The following is a 15253-nucleotide window of genomic DNA, read 5'->3' on the forward strand; positions in this document are numbered from 1 at the left end:
ATGCCTGCCGCATCCACGAGTAGCAAGCTCGTCGCAGCGCTGGTGGCGCTGCTGGCCATGCTTTGCCTCTGCCCGCATGCCCTTGCGGCCAAGGCTGCCGCGCCCGTGCTGCAAACCGCGGCGCAGGGAAAGCCGATTTCGGCGTTCTATCGCGAAACATGGACCACGCGACAGGGCCTTCCGCACAACCAGATCAACGCCATTGCACAGACGCCCGATGGCTATCTGTGGCTGGGTACCTGGGAAGGGCTGGTGCGTTACAACGGCCTCGACTTCACCCTGTTCAATCGCACCAATACGCCTGCGCTGAAAGACAACGGCGTGCGTTCGCTGCGCGCCTCGGCGGATGGGGCGGTGGTCATCGGCACCTCGCGTGGCGGCGTGACGGTGAGGCGGGGCGACAGTTGGAAGACCTGGAGCCAGGCGGACGGCCTGGCCCAGGATGAAATCATGGATGCGATGCTGGACCGGCAGGGGCGCCTGTGGGCTGGCACCGAAAGCATGGGCCTGACCATGCTCGACCACGGCAAGGCGACGCAATACAACACCGGCAATGGCTTGTTGCCAAGTGATGTGGTGTTCGGGCTGCTGGAGGACCGCGATGGCAGCATGTGGGTGGCAACCGCAAGCGGCCTTGTGCATATCGCCAACGGGCGTGCGACCATCCTTGCGCAACAGGCCGGGCTGCCGGCCGCGCCGGTGTTCCGCCTGTTTGAAACCGCCAAGGGTGAGCTGCTGGTCGGCAGCGAGCGCGGTGTTTATCGGCGCATCGCCAGCAGCGACCGCTTCCAGCTGCTGTCGCCACTGCTGCCCGATGATGGTGTCCCCAGTCTGGCTGAAGATGCCAGCGGCGATCTCTGGATCGGCACGATCAACAACGGCCTGTTCCGCCTGTCGCAGTCCGGGGTGGAGCATTTCACCAGTCGCAGGGAACTCCCCAACAATCGGGTGGCGTCCTTGCTGGCCGATCGCGAGGGCAGCATCTGGGTCGGGACCAATGCCGGTCTGATGCGATTGAGCGACGCGCCCTTCACCACCTGGAACAGCGACCAGGGCATGACCGACGATTACGTGCGGGCGTTGTCGGCGGCGCCCGATGGCGGCATCTGGATCGGTACCGGGCGTGGCTTGAACCTGTGGCGCAACAATGCGGTCGTGGCCCGCTACACGAAAGCCGATGGCATGCCGGGCGATTCCGTTCTCAGCCTGCTGCAGGACAGCAGCGGGGACTTGCTGGTCGGTACCTATACCGACGGCGTGCTGCGCATGCGCGCAGGCAAGATCATCGCCCGTTACGACAACGCGCACGGAATGCCCGGCAGCAACCAGATCCGCGCGCTGGCCCGGGACGGGCAGGGCACGCTCTGGATTGGCACCACGCGCGGCCTGGTGCGGCTGCGCGATGGAAAATTCGAGTTGTTCGGGCAGGCCCAGGGGCTGTTGCGCGACTTCATCATCTCGCTGTACACGGCGCGCGACGGCACGCTCTGGGTGGGCACCTCGGACGGCATGGCGCACATCGTCGGGGATGTGGTGAAGCCGTTCGACATGCGCTCGGTGCAGGGCGCGCAGGATGTCTTCGGCTTCCATGAGGACGCCGACGGCACCCTGTGGGTGGTCACCGATCGCGGCCTGCTGCGTTACCGCAATGGCCAGTTGCGCGGGCTGGGAATGGAAAACGGCCTGCCTGTCGATACCCTGTTCGCGGTGGTGGACGACCATCTCGGCAACCTCTGGCTCACGTCCAATCGCGGCGTGCTGCGGGTCGCCCGCAAAGAGGTCGAGGCCGTGCTGGACGGCAAGCACCGGCAACTGACGTTCGATCATTTCGGCGAAGCGGATGGGTTGGTCAGCGCGCAGTGCAACGGCGGTTCTGGCCCCGCAGCGCTGCGCGACAGCCGCGGCAACATCTGGATCGCCACGGCGCGCGGTGCCGCCACCGTGTCGCCGGGCGCGCTGCAGGCGTATCGGCACGCATTGCCGCAGGTGGTCCTGGAGCAGGTGCTGGCGGATGGCAAGCCGGTGCCACTGGACCGCGTGCTGCGGCTGCCGGCGGGCACGCGCAAGCTGGAATTCCGTTATGCGGCGCTGAGCTTCCTGATGCCGCGCTTCCTGCGCTACCGCTATCGCCTGGACGGGTTTGACCCGGCCTGGGTGGAGCGCGGCAACCAGCACAGTGCGCAATACACCAACCTGGATCCCGGCAGCTATCGCTTCAATGTCGGTGCCTCTGCCCCCGGCCTTGGCCAGGGCTGGAGCCGCGATGTCACCTCCATCCGGATCGAGGTTGCCCCACAGCCGTGGCAACGCCGCGGCGTCATCATCGCGGCGATGCTGGCCAGCGCGTTGCTGATGTATGGCCTGTACCTGTGGCGCGTGGGCAGCCTGCGCCGACGCGCGACCCGGCTGGAAGACATGGTGGAACAACGCACGCGCGACCTGCGCGAGCATGCCGAGCGCCTGCGCGAGTCCGACGCGGAAAAGACCCTGCTCCTGGGCAAGCTGCGCGAGCAGTCGGAGGCATTCGAGCGGATGGCGCTGGAAGATGCGCTGACCGGGGTTGGCAATCGCCGCAGCCTGGATGCGGCACTGCAGCTCGCGTTCCAGCGCGCCGCGCGCACCCGGCGCCCGCTGTGTTTTGCCTTGCTGGACATCGATCACTTCAAGCAGATCAATGACCGCTATTCCCATGCCGCGGGTGATCAGGCCCTGATCGCGGTTGCACATGCACTGCGTGATGCACTGGACGGGGCCGGGATGCTGGCACGCTGGGGCGTGCGAGGAGTTTGCCGTGCTGTTCGAGCGGGTGCCACTGGCGCGTGCGCGCGAACTCTGCGAAGCCATGCGCCAGCGCGTGGAACAGCTCGACTGCAGTGATTACGCGCCAGGCTGGACGCTGTCGATCAGCGGCGGCGTGGCCGAACGGGAAGGCGACCTGCGCCATGAAGCACTGGTGGCCCGCGCCGACGCACTGCTGTACCAAGCCAAGCACGCGGGGCGCAACCGCGTGTTGGGATGAGCCGCGTTCAGCCCGGCGTGACTGCCTTGCCATCGCCGTCGTCGGCGACGCCGCGCAGCAGGATGTCGGCGATCGGCCGACCATCCGCATCGCTGTGGAACACGTGCAGGTCGCGCTGCGGATAGGGAATGTTCAATCCGTTCCCGATCAACTCGTCATGCACCGCCTCGATCACCCGGCTGCGGGCTTCACCGTAATCATCGTTCCTGGTGAAGGCATAGAGCACGAGATCCACGCTGCTTTCGCCCAGATTGTTCACGCGCACCAGCGGTGGCGGTTCATCCAGAACCAGCGTTTCCTCACGGGCAATCTGCAGCAGCAGCCGTCGCGCCTTTTGCAGGTCGTCGTTGTAGCCAACGCCCACCGCCACTTCGAGGCGTCGCCAGGGAAGCGAGGAGAAATTGATGATGGGCTTGGTGGTGATTTCGCTGTTGGGCAGGATGATCACCCGGTGGTCAAAGGAGCGCAGGCGGGTCTGGAATACCCGAATTTCGAGCACCGTGCCTTCCTGCCCGGCTGCAACCACGTGATCGCCGGTGCGAAACGGGCGCAGCACGATCAGCATGACGCCGGATGCGATATTGGACAGCGAGTCCTTGAGCGCCAGGCCCACCGCCAGGCCGGCGGCGCCCAGGATGGCGAACATCGAGGTGGTGGGAACGCCGACCGCGGTCAACGCCGTCATGATCACCAGCACCAGCATCACCGCGTAGGCGATGTTGCGCAGGAAGCTGCTCAAGGTGATATCCACGTTGGCGCGCGTCATGACCCGGTCCAGCGCGGTGGACAGGCGCCTGGCCAGCCAGCGGCCAGCCACGAAGATGACCGCCGCCGCCAGCAGCTTGAGTCCCCAGGTTTCCAGCAGGTTCAGCCAGTTGATTCCACGCAGATCGCTGAGCAGGGTGGCGGCATCGGCGCGTTCGGCAACCACGGCAGGGGGGAGGAATGACATTGCCAGCATGCAGGCTCCTTGACTCGGTATTGCCCACGAAGGGAGCAACCCGGAACACTATCAGGTCTCATGGCGCCTGCCTGAAGGACGTGCAACCGTGGGCTTGCCCGGTACCTGCAGCTGCCTGTGTTTGATCAACAGATAGAGCACGGGTATCACCACCAGCGTCAGCACCGTGGAGGACACCATTCCGCCCACCATTGGCGCAGCGATGCGCCGCATGACCTCCGCGCCGGTGCCGTGGCTCCACATGATCGGCAGCAGGCCGGCCATGATCGCCACCACCGTCATCATCTTCGGCCGCACGCGTTCCACCGCGCCGGCGACGATGGCCCCGTGCAGATCGCTGGCCGAGAGCGGGCGTCCTTCCGTCCGGCAGCGCGCCTTGGCTTCCTCCAGCGCATGATCAAGGTAGAGCAGCATCACCACGCCGGTTTCTGCGGCCACGCCCGCCAGTGCGATGAAGCCCACCGCGACCGCGACGCTGAGCTGGTAGTCCAGCAGCCACAGCAACCAGATGCCTCCGATCAACGCGAACGGCACCGACAGCATCACGATCAGTGATTCGGTGACGCGCCGGAAGTTGAGGTAGAGCAGCAGGAAAATCAACGCCAGCGTAAACGGGATGACAATCCGCATGCGCGCGATTGCCCGCTGCATGTATTCGTACTGGCCACTCCAGCTGACGTAGGTGCCGGCGGGCAGCTTCACCGATTCCGCCACCGCCTGCTGCGCCCGATGAACGTAGGCGCCGAGGTCGCTCTCGCGGGTGTCCACGTAAATGTAGGCGGCCAGTTGCGCGTTCTCGGTGCGGATCGACGGCGCGCCCTGGCGAATGGCGAGCGTGGCCAGTTCGCCCAGCGGCACCTGCGCGCCATCCGGCGTGGCCACCAGCACCTGCTGCGCGATCCGTTCGGGGGTGTCGCGCAGGTCGCGCGGGTAGCGCACGATCACCCCGAAGCGCTCGCGGCCTTCCACCGTGGTCGTCACCAGCTGGCCGCCCAGCGCGCTGGCGACCACGTCCTGCACCTCGCCCACCGACAGCCCGTAGCGGGCCAATTGCGCAAGGTCGGGCGTGATGTCGAGATAGTAGCCACCGGTCAGGCGCTCGGCGTAGGCGCTGGTGGTGCCGGGCACCTTGCGCACCGCGGATTCGATTGCGCGCGAGACCTGCTCCAGCTGGCTCTGGCTGTTGCCGAACACCTTGATCCCCACCGGCGTGCGGATGCCGGTGGAGAGCATGTCGGCGCGCGCCTTGATCGGCATCGTCCACGAGTTGGCAACGCCCGGGAACTGCAGCGCCTTGTCCATCTCCGCGATCAGCTTGTCCACCGTCATGCCGTCGCGCCACTGGTCTTCCGGCTTGAGGTTGATGGTGGTTTCGAACATCTCCAGCGGCGCCGGGTCGGTGGCGGTCATTGCGCGGCCGGCCTTGCCGAATACCGATTCCACCTCCGGGAACGACTTGATGATGCGGTCCTGCTGCTGCAGCAGCTTCTGCGCCTGCGTGACCGACAGGCCGGGCAGGGTGGTGGGCATGTACAGCAGGCTGCCTTCGTTGAGGGCCGGCATGAATTCGCTGCCCAGTTTCGAAGCCGGCCACAGCGAGGCCAGCAGCACCAGCCCGGCCACGCCGAGGGTGAGCGCGCGGTGTTTCAGCACGCCGTGGATGACCGGGCGATACAGTCCGATCAGCAGGCGGTTCACCGGGTTCCTGTGCTCGGGCACGATCTTGCCGCGCACGAACAGCAGCATCAGCACAGGCACCAGCGTCACCGACAGCAGCGCGCCGCCGGCCATGGCGAAGGTCTTGGTGAACGCCAGCGGCTTGAACAACCGGCCTTCCTGCGCTTCCAGCGCGAACACCGGCAGGAACGAGACGGTGATGATCAGCAGGCTGAAGAACAGCGCCGGCCCCACTTCGCGGCAGGCATCGACAATCATCTGCGCGCGCGGCTTGCTGCCATCGTCGCGCTCCAGGTGCTTGTGCGCGTTCTCGATCATCACGATGGCGGCATCGACCATCGCCCCGATGGCAATCGCAATGCCGCCCAGGCTCATGATGTTCGAGTTCATGCCCAGCGCACGCATGGCGATGAACGCGACCAGCACCCCGACCGGCAGCATGATGATCGCCACCAGCGCGCTGCGCACGTGGAACAGGAACAGCACGCAGACCAGCGCCACGATCACGCTTTCCTCCAGCAGCGTGGTGCGCAGGGTGGCGATCGCGCGATCGATCAGCTGCGAGCGGTCGTACACGCTGCGGATGCTGACGCCTTCCGGCAGGCCGGACTGGATCTCCCGCAGCTTCTCCTTCACCGCGCCGATCACCGCGCGGGCGTTTTCGCCGTAGCGGGCAATCGCTATCCCGCCCACCGCCTCGCCTTCGCCATCGAGTTCGGCGATGCCGCGACGTTCGTCCGGCACCAGCTCGACATTGGCGACATCGCGCACCAGCACCGGCACGCCGCCTTCGGCCTTCACCACCAGCTGCTCGATGTCGCCGATGCCGCGCAGGTAGCCGCGCCCGCGCAGCATGTACTCGGTCTCGGCGAGCTCCAGCGTGCGGCCGCCGACATCGCGGTTGCTGGCCGCGATCACCTCGCCGACGCGGGCCAGCGGGATGCCGTATTCGCGCAGCTTGACCGGGTCCACGGTGACCGAATACTGGCGCACGAAACCGCCGATGCTGGCCACTTCGGCCACCCCGTGCGCGGCGGTGAGTGGATAGCGCACGAACCAGTCCTGCAGTGCGCGCAGCTGGTCCAGCGAGTGGCGTTTGCTCTCCAGCACGTACTGGTACACCCAGCCCACGCCGGTGGCATCCGGGCCCAGCATGGGGGTGACCCCGGCCGGCAGCTGGCGCCCGGCGGCGCTGAGGTATTCCAGCACCCGCGAGCGCGCCCAGTACAGATCGGTGCCGTCTTCGAAAATCACGTACACGAAGGACGACCCGAAGTAGGAGAAGCCGCGCACCACCTTGGCTTTCGGCACCGCCAACAGCGCCGTGGTCAGCGGATAGGTGATCTGGTTCTCCACCACCTGCGGCGCCTGTCCCGGCGCCTCGGTATAGACGATGACCTGTACGTCGGACAGGTCGGGTTGGGCGTCCAGCGGGGTGCGCAGGAGCGCGTGGATGCCGCCGGCGGTGAGCGCCAGTGCCAGCACCAGCACCAGGAACACGTGTCGCGCCGACCATTCGATGATCCGGGTCAGCATGTCAGTGCTCCATGCCGGACATGTCGTGGCCGCTCATGTCGTGGCCGGCGTGCGGGTCGGGCGCGGGGGGTGCGTGGCCGGCGTGCGGGCTGGCTTTCGGGGCGTCCGCGGCGGGTTGCACAGGCAGCGCGTGCTCACGCCTGTCGTGCGCGGCCGGCGCCACGTCGGCTGGCGGCGCCATGGCGCTCAGGGCGCCGCGCAGATTGCTTTCGGAATCGATCAGGAAATTGCCTGCCACGACCACGCGTTCGCCTTCGCGCAGGCCATCCAGCACTTCGATGCGCTCGCCATTGCGCTGGCCAATCACCACCGGTCGCGGTGAAAATCGCCCCGTTGCCACTTCAACCAGCACGATCTGGCGCTCGCCGGAATCGATCAGCGCCGACCGCGGGATGGCCAGCACACGGGTACCGTCATCGCCGGCGAGCGTGACGTTGCCGAACAGCCCCGGACGCAGCCGGCCGTCCGGGTTCTTCAGTTCCACCCGCACCGCCAGGCTGCGCGTTGCCGCATCCAGGGTGGGTTGCAGGAATCCCACCTTGCCGGCAAAGGTTTGCCCCGGCAGTGCCGGCGTGGCGAAGCTGGCAGGCTGGCCAAGCCGCACCTGGCTGATCTGCGTTGCAGGCACGTTGGCGATCACCCAAACCGTGGACAGGTCGGCGAGGCGCAGCAGGGTGTCGCCGGCGACGAAGCGCGTGCCTTGCACCACGGGCTTGTCCACGATCACGCCGCTGGCCGGGGCGGTGATGGTCAGGTTTCCAGGGGGAAGATGGGCGATGTGTTCCAGTTGCGCTTCGCTGATGTCCCAGTTGCGCAGGCGGCGCTTGGCGGCGTCGCGCAGGCGGCGCATCGACTGCACGCTGGCGGCGTCGCCGCCCTGCAGCTGGCGAAGGGCCGCGTCGGCCACGCGGTAGTCTTCCTGCGCCGCCAGCAATTGCGGGCTGTACACGGTGGCAAGCGGCTGGCCACGCCGAACCGCCATGCCGGTCTGGTTGGCTTGCAGGGTTTCCACCCAGCCGTCGAAGCGCGGGGCGATCACGTGCAGCGAGGCCTCATCCACGGTGATGGTGCCGCTGGCCAGGATGCCAGTGCGCAGCGCTTCCCGTCGCACTGCTTCGGTGCGCACGCCCAGTGCCTGGATTTTTTCCGGCGGCAGCGCCACGGTACCGGGCGCTGACGACGCTTCGTCATCGGCATAGACCGGGATGTAATCCATCCCCATGTCGTCTTTCTTCGGCACCGGCGAGGTATCGGGCAGGCCCATCGGATTGCGGTAATACAGCGGCTTGCGCGCGGCCGGCGCAGCGGCGGTGGCGGGTTTGGCGGGCGTCGTCAGCCGGCCCAGCGCGATGCCGCTGCCCAGCGCGACGATCAGGCCGGTGGCGATCAGGATTCCGTGGGAATGCTTCATGGGGTGTCTCCTTCGAGGGCGCGCACGCCGGCGGCGCCGAGCAGTTCGTCGCGGGTTGCATCGAGATGGGCGAGCCGAGCGTCTTGCCACTGGGTCAGCGCGTCGAGCAGGGCGTTGAAGTCCACGTCGCCGACCTGGTAGCTGGCGAGTGCGGAGTTGTAGTTGGCTTCGGCCTGCGGGATGCGGGTGGTTTCCAGCAGACGGCGCTGGCGTTGCGCGCTGCGCCACTGCACCCATGCCACGCCCAGTTGGCCGCCCAGCGTCGTCTGTTGCGCGTCGGCACGCGCTTGCGCAGCATCCCGCAGACGCCGCGCCTCGTCTTCGCGTGCGGCCAGCGCACGCCGCTGCAACGGCAGTTCCACTTCCAGCATCAGGTCAAAGCCGTCGATGCGATGGCCGCGCTGCATCGCGCCGATGCCGATGGATACATCCGGCCAGCGTTCGCGCTGGCGCAACCGCAGGGTGTCCTGTGCGGCGAGTATCTGGGCCTGTGCGGCTTGCAGGGCGGGATGCGCGCGCGTGTCCAGTGTCGCCAGTGCATCGCCCAGGGTGGCGCTGGCCACCGCGATCTGCGGTGGTTCCCGCGCCGGCGACAGTGCGGCGTCGGCGCGCCGGCCCAGCAGCAGGTTGAGCAGCATGCCGGCCTCGTTGCCCAGTTCTTCCAGCACGATGCGCTGGCCTTGCACGCGGGTTGTTTCCACCTGTGCCCGGATCGCGTCCTGCTGCGGCACCATGCCCAGCGCGTAGCGCACGCCGGCGATCTCTTCCAGCTTTCGCAGAAGCACGATCTGGTCATCGAGCAGCTGCAGCGCCTGCCCGGCGTGCCAGTAGCGCACGTAGGCCGCATCTGCCTGCGCCAGCAGATCCAGGGCGGTGGCATCACGACGTGCGCCAAGCGCCTGCGCATTTTGCTCGGCAATTCCGCGCGCCAGCCCACGCTTGCCCCACAGCGGAATGCGCTGGCGCAGTTGGTAGCGGGTGTTGCCGACGTTGGCCGGCAGCAGGTCGGGATGACTGGGCGAGATACCCTGCAGCAGGATCTCGGCGCTGGGATTGGGCAGGCTGCCGGCGGAGACGGTCAGCGCCTGCGCGGCCTCGGTTTCCGCCTGCTGCGCGCGCAATTCGGGATTGTGCGCCAGCAGCCAGTCGTGGATGGAGGCCACGTCGGCGCCAGGTGGCGTGCCCGCGGCGTATTGGGCGGACGCAGGGAAGGCAAGCAGCAGGCAGGCAAACGCCAGCCAGCGCGCTCGCGCGGCGACGATGCGACGCGCACCGCCAATCAATGGAAATTGCATGTTCAACCTCGACCAGGCCTGCGGAGCCGCCGCGCGATGGCGCACGCGCGGCACGACCACGGTGATGCGCTGGCATCACCGCCAGTGGCGGGGGTCAGGGATCAAATCAGCAGCAGTGCCGCAGGATGCGCGGTTGGGCGGTGCCATGGGATGGCAGGCGGGGAGTCCACGCGCCGCAATGTCGCCTGCGCGGGCGACACCCAGGCGATGACCGGAGGCGGCACCAGTGCCGGCAACGCCGGCAGTGCCGGAATGCGCGCCGTGTCGGGGCTGGGGACAGCCTGATCGCAATGCGCCGCGCACATGCTCTGGTTGTTGCTGGCCGGGGCCGGGGTCTCGTGGCAGTGCGCGGTGTGCCCGCCCATTTGCATGGGTTGCGCAGCGACGGGCAGCAATGGCGACGTCATTGCGCATGCGACGTGCCAAGCCAGCGCCGTCTGCGACCACAGCAGCGCCAGCATCATCACGAGGGTGATGCGCAGGCGCAGTCTGTGGCGGAGCGGTTTCATGGGACGGAGGATAACCGGGAACAGGGGCGAGGGCAGCGCGTCGCCAGTGTTGACCTTCCCGTTGGGGGAAGGTCAAGCAGGAAGCCTTCAGGCCTTGGCGTTTGCCAGTGCCAGCCAGGTATCCACCACGGTGTCCGGGTTCAGCGATACCGATTCGATCCCCTGTTCCATCAGCCACAGCGCAAGGTCCGGATGGTCGCTGGGGCCTTGTCCGCAGATGCCGATGTATTTTCCCCTGGCGCGGGCCGCCTGAATGGCCATCGACAGCAGCTTCTTGACCGCCGGATTGCGCTCGTCGAACAGCCCGGCCACGATCGCCGAATCGCGATCCAGGCCGAGGGTGAGCTGGGTCATGTCGTTGGAGCCGATCGAGAAACCGTCGAACAGTTCGAGGAATTCGTCCGCCAGCAGCGCGTTCGATGGCACCTCGCACATCATGATGATCTTCAACCCGCCGTCGCCCTGCTTCAGGCCGTTTTCGGCCAGCACCTCAAGCACCTTGCGGCCTTCGTCCACGGTGCGCACGAACGGGATCATCACCCACAGGTTGGTCAACCCCATGTCCTCGCGCACGCGCTTGACCGCTTTGCATTCCAGCGCGAAGGCGTCCTTGAACGATGCGTCGATGTAACGCGACGCGCCGCGGAAGCCGATCATCGGGTTTTCTTCGTGCGGCTCGTAACGTGCGCCGCCGATCAGGTTGGCATATTCATTGGACTTGAAATCCGACAGCCGCACGATCACCGGATTCGGCGCCACCGATGCGGTGATGGTGGCGATGCCTTCCTTCAGTCGCTCGATGTAGAACTCCACCGGCGAGGCATAGCCGGCGGTGCGCGCGTCGATCTTCGCCTTGGTCGCCGCATCCTGCGAGGCGTATTCCAGCAGCGCCCGGGGATGCACGCCAATGTGGCTGGCGATGATCATTTCCAGGCGCGCCAGGCCAATGCCGGCATTGGGCAGCATGCCGAAGTCGAAGGCGCGGTCCGGGTTGGCCACGTTCATCATGATCTTGAGCGGCGCCGGCGGCATGTTGCCGAGATCGGTGGTGGTGCGCTCGAAGGGCAGAGCGCCGGCATAGATGTAGCCGGTGTCGCCCTCGGCGCAGCTGACGGTGACGGCATCGCCGTCGTTGATCCGGTCCAGCGCGTCGCCGGTGCCGACCACGGCGGGCACGCCCAGCTCGCGGGCGATGATCGCCGCGTGGCAGGTGCGGCCACCGCGATTGGTGACGATGGCGGCGGAGCGTTTCATCACCGGCTCCCAATCGGGGTCGGTCATGTCGGCGATCAGCACGTCGCCGGGCTGCACCCGGTTCATGTCGTCCAAAGAGCGCACCACGCGCGCGGTGCCGCTGCCGATCCTGCTGCCGATGGCGCGGCCTTCGGACAGCACCTCGCCACGTTGCTGCAGGGTGTAGCGTTCGATCTGGGTGGCGTGTGCGCGCGACTTCACCGTCTCCGGGCGCGCCTGCAGGATGTAGAGCTTGCCGGTGTGGCCGTCCTTGCCCCATTCGATGTCCATCGGGCGGCCGTAATGCTGTTCGATCACCAGCGCCTGCTTCGACAATTCCTCGACGTCCGCATCGGTGACCGAGAACTTGCCGCGCAGTGCGGCCGGCGTGTCCTCGGTGCGCACGCGTTCGCCCGGCGCGTCGGAATACACCATGCGCAGCTGCTTGCTGCCGAGGCTGCGGCGCAGGATGGCGGGCAAGCCCTGCTTGAGCGTGGGCTTGTACACGTAGAACTCGTCGGGGTTCACCGCGCCTTGCACGACCATCTCGCCCAGGCCATAACTGGAGGTGACGAAGACCACGTCGCGGAAACCGGATTCGGTATCCAGGGTGAACAGCACGCCGGACGCGCCGATGTCGGAGCGCACCATCAGCTGGATGCCCGCGGAGAGGAACACATCCTCGTGCTTGAACCCGTGGTGCACGCGATAGGCAATGGCGCGGTCGTTGTACAGGCTGGCGAAGACTTCCTTGACCTTGCGCACCACGTCGTCGGCGCCGGTCACGTTGAGGAAGGTTTCCTGCTGGCCGGCGAAGCTGGCATCGGGCAAATCTTCCGCCGTGGCCGAAGAGCGCACCGCCACCGCGATGTCTTGCGCACCGCTGTCGGCGCACAGCTTCGCGTAGGCGCTGCGGATGTCCTGGTCCAGTTCCGGCTGCAGCGGGGCGTCGATGACCCAGCCACGGATCTCCGCACCGGCAGCGGTCAGCGCCGGGACATTCTCGACGTCGATGGCGGCCAAGCGATCGTAAATGCGCGCATGCAGGTCGTTATGGGCGATGAATGCCTTGAACGCGTCGGCGGTGGTGGCGAAGCCGCCCGGCACCGAGACGCCGAGACCTGACAGCTGGCCGATCATCTCGCCCAGCGAAGAGTTCTTGCCGCCCACCTGGGCGAGATCGGACAGGCGCAGGTCGTGCAGCCAAAGGACGTTGCTGGTCAAAGCGGGGCTGGTCAAGGCGGGCTCCGTGGGGGCGTGTGCGGCGCTGGCGCGCGGGGGACGTGCAGGCGGTAATCCGGTTATTTTACCCCGAGCACTCACAAGGAATGTCCATGGATGCCGTTCGTCCCGTGTTCTATGTCTCCGATGGCACCGGCATTACCGCCGAAACCATTGGTCACAGCCTGTTGACGCAGTTTGCAGGCCTGCAATTCACCACCGACCGCCTGCCGTTCGTGGACTCGCCGGAAAAAGCGCGCGAGGCTTCCCTGCGCGTGCGCGCGGCGGGTGAGGCCGCCGGCGTGCGCCCGGTGGTGGTGAATTCCTGCGTGGATGCCGAACTGAACCATATCCTTGCGGAAAGCGGGGCGCTGATGCTGGACGTATTTGCCCCGTTCATCGCACCGCTGGAGGCCGAGCTTGGCCAGGCGCGGAACGCGCATATCGGGCGCGCGCACGGCATCGTCGATTTCGACAGCTATCACCGGCGCATCAATGCGATGAACTACGCGTTGGCCCACGATGACGGCGTGAAGCCGGATTATTCCGAGGCCGACTTGATCCTGGTGGCGGTGTCGCGCGCCGGCAAGACGCCCACCTGCGTCTACCTGGCACTGCACCACGGCGTGCGTGCTGCCAACTACCCGTTGACGCCAGAGGATCTGGAAAGCGAACGCCTGCCCGCGCTTCTGCGCCAGTACCGCAACAAGCTGTTCGGGCTGACCATCGACCCGGTGCGGCTGCACCAGATCCGCCAGGAGCGGCGCCCCAATTCGCGCTACGCGCAACTGGACACGTGTCGTCGCGAGGTGGCGCAGGCCGAGTCGATGTTGCGTCGCGAGGGCGTGGAATTGCTCAGCACCACGCACGCGTCCATCGAGGAAATCGCCAGCCGGGTCATGGGCCATCTGGGCATCAGCCGCGAGATGTATTGAAGCGCAATGCGCCTGCGGCCATCCACTCGAACCTAGGCCTCGATCCGCAATCCGTCAATCCTGCCGCAGCCTTCGGCGCGCGTGTAGGATCGAACCATGAGCCTTGTCCTTGCCCGCCGTGTCCAGCGCCCCGTGCTCAGCCGCTTCGGCTGGCTGATGGGGCTGTATGCGGAGAACCACGCCCGCTTGCAGCGGCTGTTCGAAGTCGCGGATCTGGGCTGCGGCACCTATGCCTCGTCGATTGGCGATGGGCTGGACGTCAACCTCATCGTGATCGAGCAGCACGCCTACACCACCGAGCTGCGCATGAGCTATGGAATGATCGATCCGCAAACGGGTCTGGCCGACCCATCCGCCAGCCTGCGGCTGTACCGGGATGCGCGCCAGGTCGAAGCCACGCATTGCTACATGGGACGGCGCTGGCAGGACGTGATCGGCATGTATCCGCCCCCGAGCCGCATCCTCGATCATCGTTTGCGGATGAACACGTTCCTCGGCAAATGGCTGCAATACCTTGCCGAGCAGGGCCACGGCGTGGCGACCTTGCGCAAGGATGGCGAGAAAGTTGGAATTGGTGCTTGACGGATCCCGATTTCCACCCCAGAATGCGCGTCTTTCCAGCCCCGTGGGGCCATAGCTCAGCTGGGAGAGCGCCTGCATGGCATGCAGGAGGTCGGCGGTTCGATCCCGCCTGGCTCCACCATTTTCAAAACGTTTCCGGTTCTGTCCCCATCGTCTAGAGGCCTAGGACATTACCCTTTCACGGTAGCGACCGGGGTTCGAATCCCCGTGGGGACGCCATCTCGGAATCGGTCAACGTCGCAGCAGTTGCGCAAACGGTCACCTTCGGGTGGCCGTTTTCGTTTGCGCAACCCGGCGTTCGCGGAACCGCCGCGCGCGCTGGCTCAGGCGTCCTTGTTGTGCCGGCGCAGCACGCGCTGCTTCTCGCGGTTCCAGTCGCGCTCCTTGCTGGCCTCGCGCTTGTCGTGGGACTGCTTGCCCTTCGCCAGCGCCAACTCGGCCTTGACCTTGTTGCCTTTCCAGTACAGCGCGGTGGGGATCAGCGTGTAGCCGTCGCGCTGGATGCGGCCGATCAACACATCGATCTCGTGCCGGTGCAGCAGCAGCTTGCGCGTGCGGCGGTCATTGGCCACCACATGCGTCGATGCCTGGATCAACGGCGTGATCTGCGCGCCGATCAGGAACAACTCCCCCTGCAACACCACGGCATACGCATCGACGATGTTGGCGCGGCCGGCGCGGATCGCCTTCAGTTCCCAGCCTTGCAGCGACAACCCCGCCTCGAGCTTGTCCTCGAAGTGGTATTCGTGGCGCGCGCGCTTATTCAGCGCGATGGTGCCGCTGTTGTTTGGCTTATCCTTGCCAGTCTTCTTGTTCATTCCGATATTCTCGCCGATCCGGCCGAACTTCGGGGTGGTTGGCTCGCACGGAACCC

Annotated in this window: 11 protein-coding genes and 2 tRNA genes; 6 read left to right on the forward strand and 7 right to left on the reverse strand. The window is 66.5% G+C overall.

Features of this window, described 5'->3' with window-relative positions:
• The gene (locus tag LIW09_RS05945) at positions 1–2877 is read left to right on the forward strand and encodes a two-component regulator propeller domain-containing protein (RefSeq protein ID WP_256647030.1); all 2877 of its coding nucleotides are present in this window, start codon (positions 1–3) and stop codon (positions 2875–2877) included.
• Positions 2807–3019, forward strand: coding sequence for a diguanylate cyclase domain-containing protein (locus tag LIW09_RS05950; protein ID WP_256647158.1), 213 nt, complete (start codon positions 2807–2809; stop codon positions 3017–3019). Before LIW09_RS05945 ends, LIW09_RS05950 begins: the two co-directional genes overlap by 71 nt.
• Positions 3020–3026: 7 nt before the next feature.
• On the opposite strand, the gene LIW09_RS05955 is transcribed toward LIW09_RS05950, so the two are convergent.
• From LIW09_RS05955 to ppsA, 6 genes are all read right to left on the reverse strand, one after another.
• Entirely contained in the window at positions 3027–3980 is a 954-nt protein-coding gene (locus LIW09_RS05955; RefSeq protein ID WP_425507918.1) for a mechanosensitive ion channel family protein, read from the reverse strand.
• Positions 3981–4031: 51 nt separating this feature from the next.
• The gene (locus tag LIW09_RS05960; protein ID WP_256647031.1) at positions 4032–7193 is read right to left on the reverse strand and encodes an efflux RND transporter permease subunit; all 3162 of its coding nucleotides are present in this window, start codon (positions 7191–7193) and stop codon (positions 4032–4034) included.
• Position 7194: 1 nt separating this feature from the next.
• On the reverse strand, positions 7195–8604 hold the full coding sequence (locus LIW09_RS05965; RefSeq protein ID WP_256647032.1) for an efflux RND transporter periplasmic adaptor subunit: 1410 nt from the start codon (positions 8602–8604) through the stop codon (positions 7195–7197).
• Positions 8601–9899, reverse strand: coding sequence for a TolC family protein (locus LIW09_RS05970; RefSeq protein ID WP_256647033.1), 1299 nt, complete (start codon positions 9897–9899; stop codon positions 8601–8603). Before LIW09_RS05970 ends, LIW09_RS05965 begins: the two co-directional genes overlap by 4 nt.
• Before the next feature lie 101 nt (positions 9900–10000).
• Complete coding sequence (locus tag LIW09_RS05975) at positions 10001–10408, reverse strand: hypothetical protein (protein WP_256647034.1); 408 nt, start codon at positions 10406–10408, stop codon at positions 10001–10003.
• An 87-nt stretch (positions 10409–10495) separates the two neighbouring features.
• On the reverse strand, positions 10496–12865 hold the full coding sequence (gene ppsA / locus LIW09_RS05980; RefSeq protein ID WP_256647159.1) for a phosphoenolpyruvate synthase: 2370 nt from the start codon (positions 12863–12865) through the stop codon (positions 10496–10498).
• Positions 12866–12975: 110 nt separating this feature from the next.
• Between ppsA and ppsR the strand changes: the two genes are divergently transcribed.
• The 4 genes from ppsR (at position 12976) to LIW09_RS06000 (ending at position 14598) form a co-directional block, all read left to right on the forward strand.
• Positions 12976–13797 carry a posphoenolpyruvate synthetase regulatory kinase/phosphorylase PpsR gene (gene ppsR, locus LIW09_RS05985; protein ID WP_256647035.1) on the forward strand — a complete coding sequence of 274 codons (822 nt, stop codon included), beginning with the start codon at positions 12976–12978 and terminating at the stop codon, positions 13795–13797.
• Positions 13798–13893: 96 nt separating this feature from the next.
• On the forward strand, positions 13894–14379 hold the full coding sequence (locus tag LIW09_RS05990) for a DUF1249 domain-containing protein (protein ID WP_256647036.1): 486 nt from the start codon (positions 13894–13896) through the stop codon (positions 14377–14379).
• 45 nt (positions 14380–14424) lie between these two features.
• Positions 14425–14500, forward strand: a tRNA-Ala gene (locus LIW09_RS05995).
• 22 nt (positions 14501–14522) lie between these two features.
• Positions 14523–14598 (forward strand) — tRNA-Glu (locus LIW09_RS06000).
• 104 nt (positions 14599–14702) lie between these two features.
• Here the strand turns inward: LIW09_RS06000 and smpB are convergent.
• The gene (gene smpB / locus LIW09_RS06005; protein ID WP_256647037.1) at positions 14703–15197 is read right to left on the reverse strand and encodes an SsrA-binding protein SmpB; all 495 of its coding nucleotides are present in this window, start codon (positions 15195–15197) and stop codon (positions 14703–14705) included.
• Positions 15198–15253: the final 56 nt, after the last annotated feature.

Source organism: Thermomonas paludicola (assembly GCF_024498955.1).
GTDB classification, from domain to species: Bacteria; Pseudomonadota; Gammaproteobacteria; order Xanthomonadales; family Xanthomonadaceae; genus Thermomonas; species Thermomonas paludicola.

Bases quoted from the DNA above. Each gene is read 5' to 3' on its own strand.
- LIW09_RS05990 (WP_256647036.1), top strand. From the start codon at position 13,894: ATGAGCCTTGTCCTTGCCCGCCGTGTCCAGCGCCCCGTGCTCAGCCGC.
- LIW09_RS05945 (WP_256647030.1), top strand. From the start codon at position 1: ATGCCTGCCGCATCCACGAGTAGCAAGCTCGTCGCAGCGCTGGTGGCG.
- ppsR (WP_256647035.1), top strand. From the start codon at position 12,976: ATGGATGCCGTTCGTCCCGTGTTCTATGTCTCCGATGGCACCGGCATT.
- LIW09_RS05960 (WP_256647031.1), bottom strand. From the start codon at position 7,193: ATGCTGACCCGGATCATCGAATGGTCGGCGCGACACGTGTTCCTGGTG.
- smpB (WP_256647037.1), bottom strand. From the start codon at position 15,197: ATGAACAAGAAGACTGGCAAGGATAAGCCAAACAACAGCGGCACCATC.
- LIW09_RS05975 (WP_256647034.1), bottom strand. From the start codon at position 10,408: ATGAAACCGCTCCGCCACAGACTGCGCCTGCGCATCACCCTCGTGATG.
- LIW09_RS05955 (WP_425507918.1), bottom strand. From the start codon at position 3,980: ATGCTGGCAATGTCATTCCTCCCCCCTGCCGTGGTTGCCGAACGCGCC.
- LIW09_RS05965 (WP_256647032.1), bottom strand. From the start codon at position 8,604: ATGAAGCATTCCCACGGAATCCTGATCGCCACCGGCCTGATCGTCGCG.
- LIW09_RS05970 (WP_256647033.1), bottom strand. From the start codon at position 9,899: ATGCAATTTCCATTGATTGGCGGTGCGCGTCGCATCGTCGCCGCGCGA.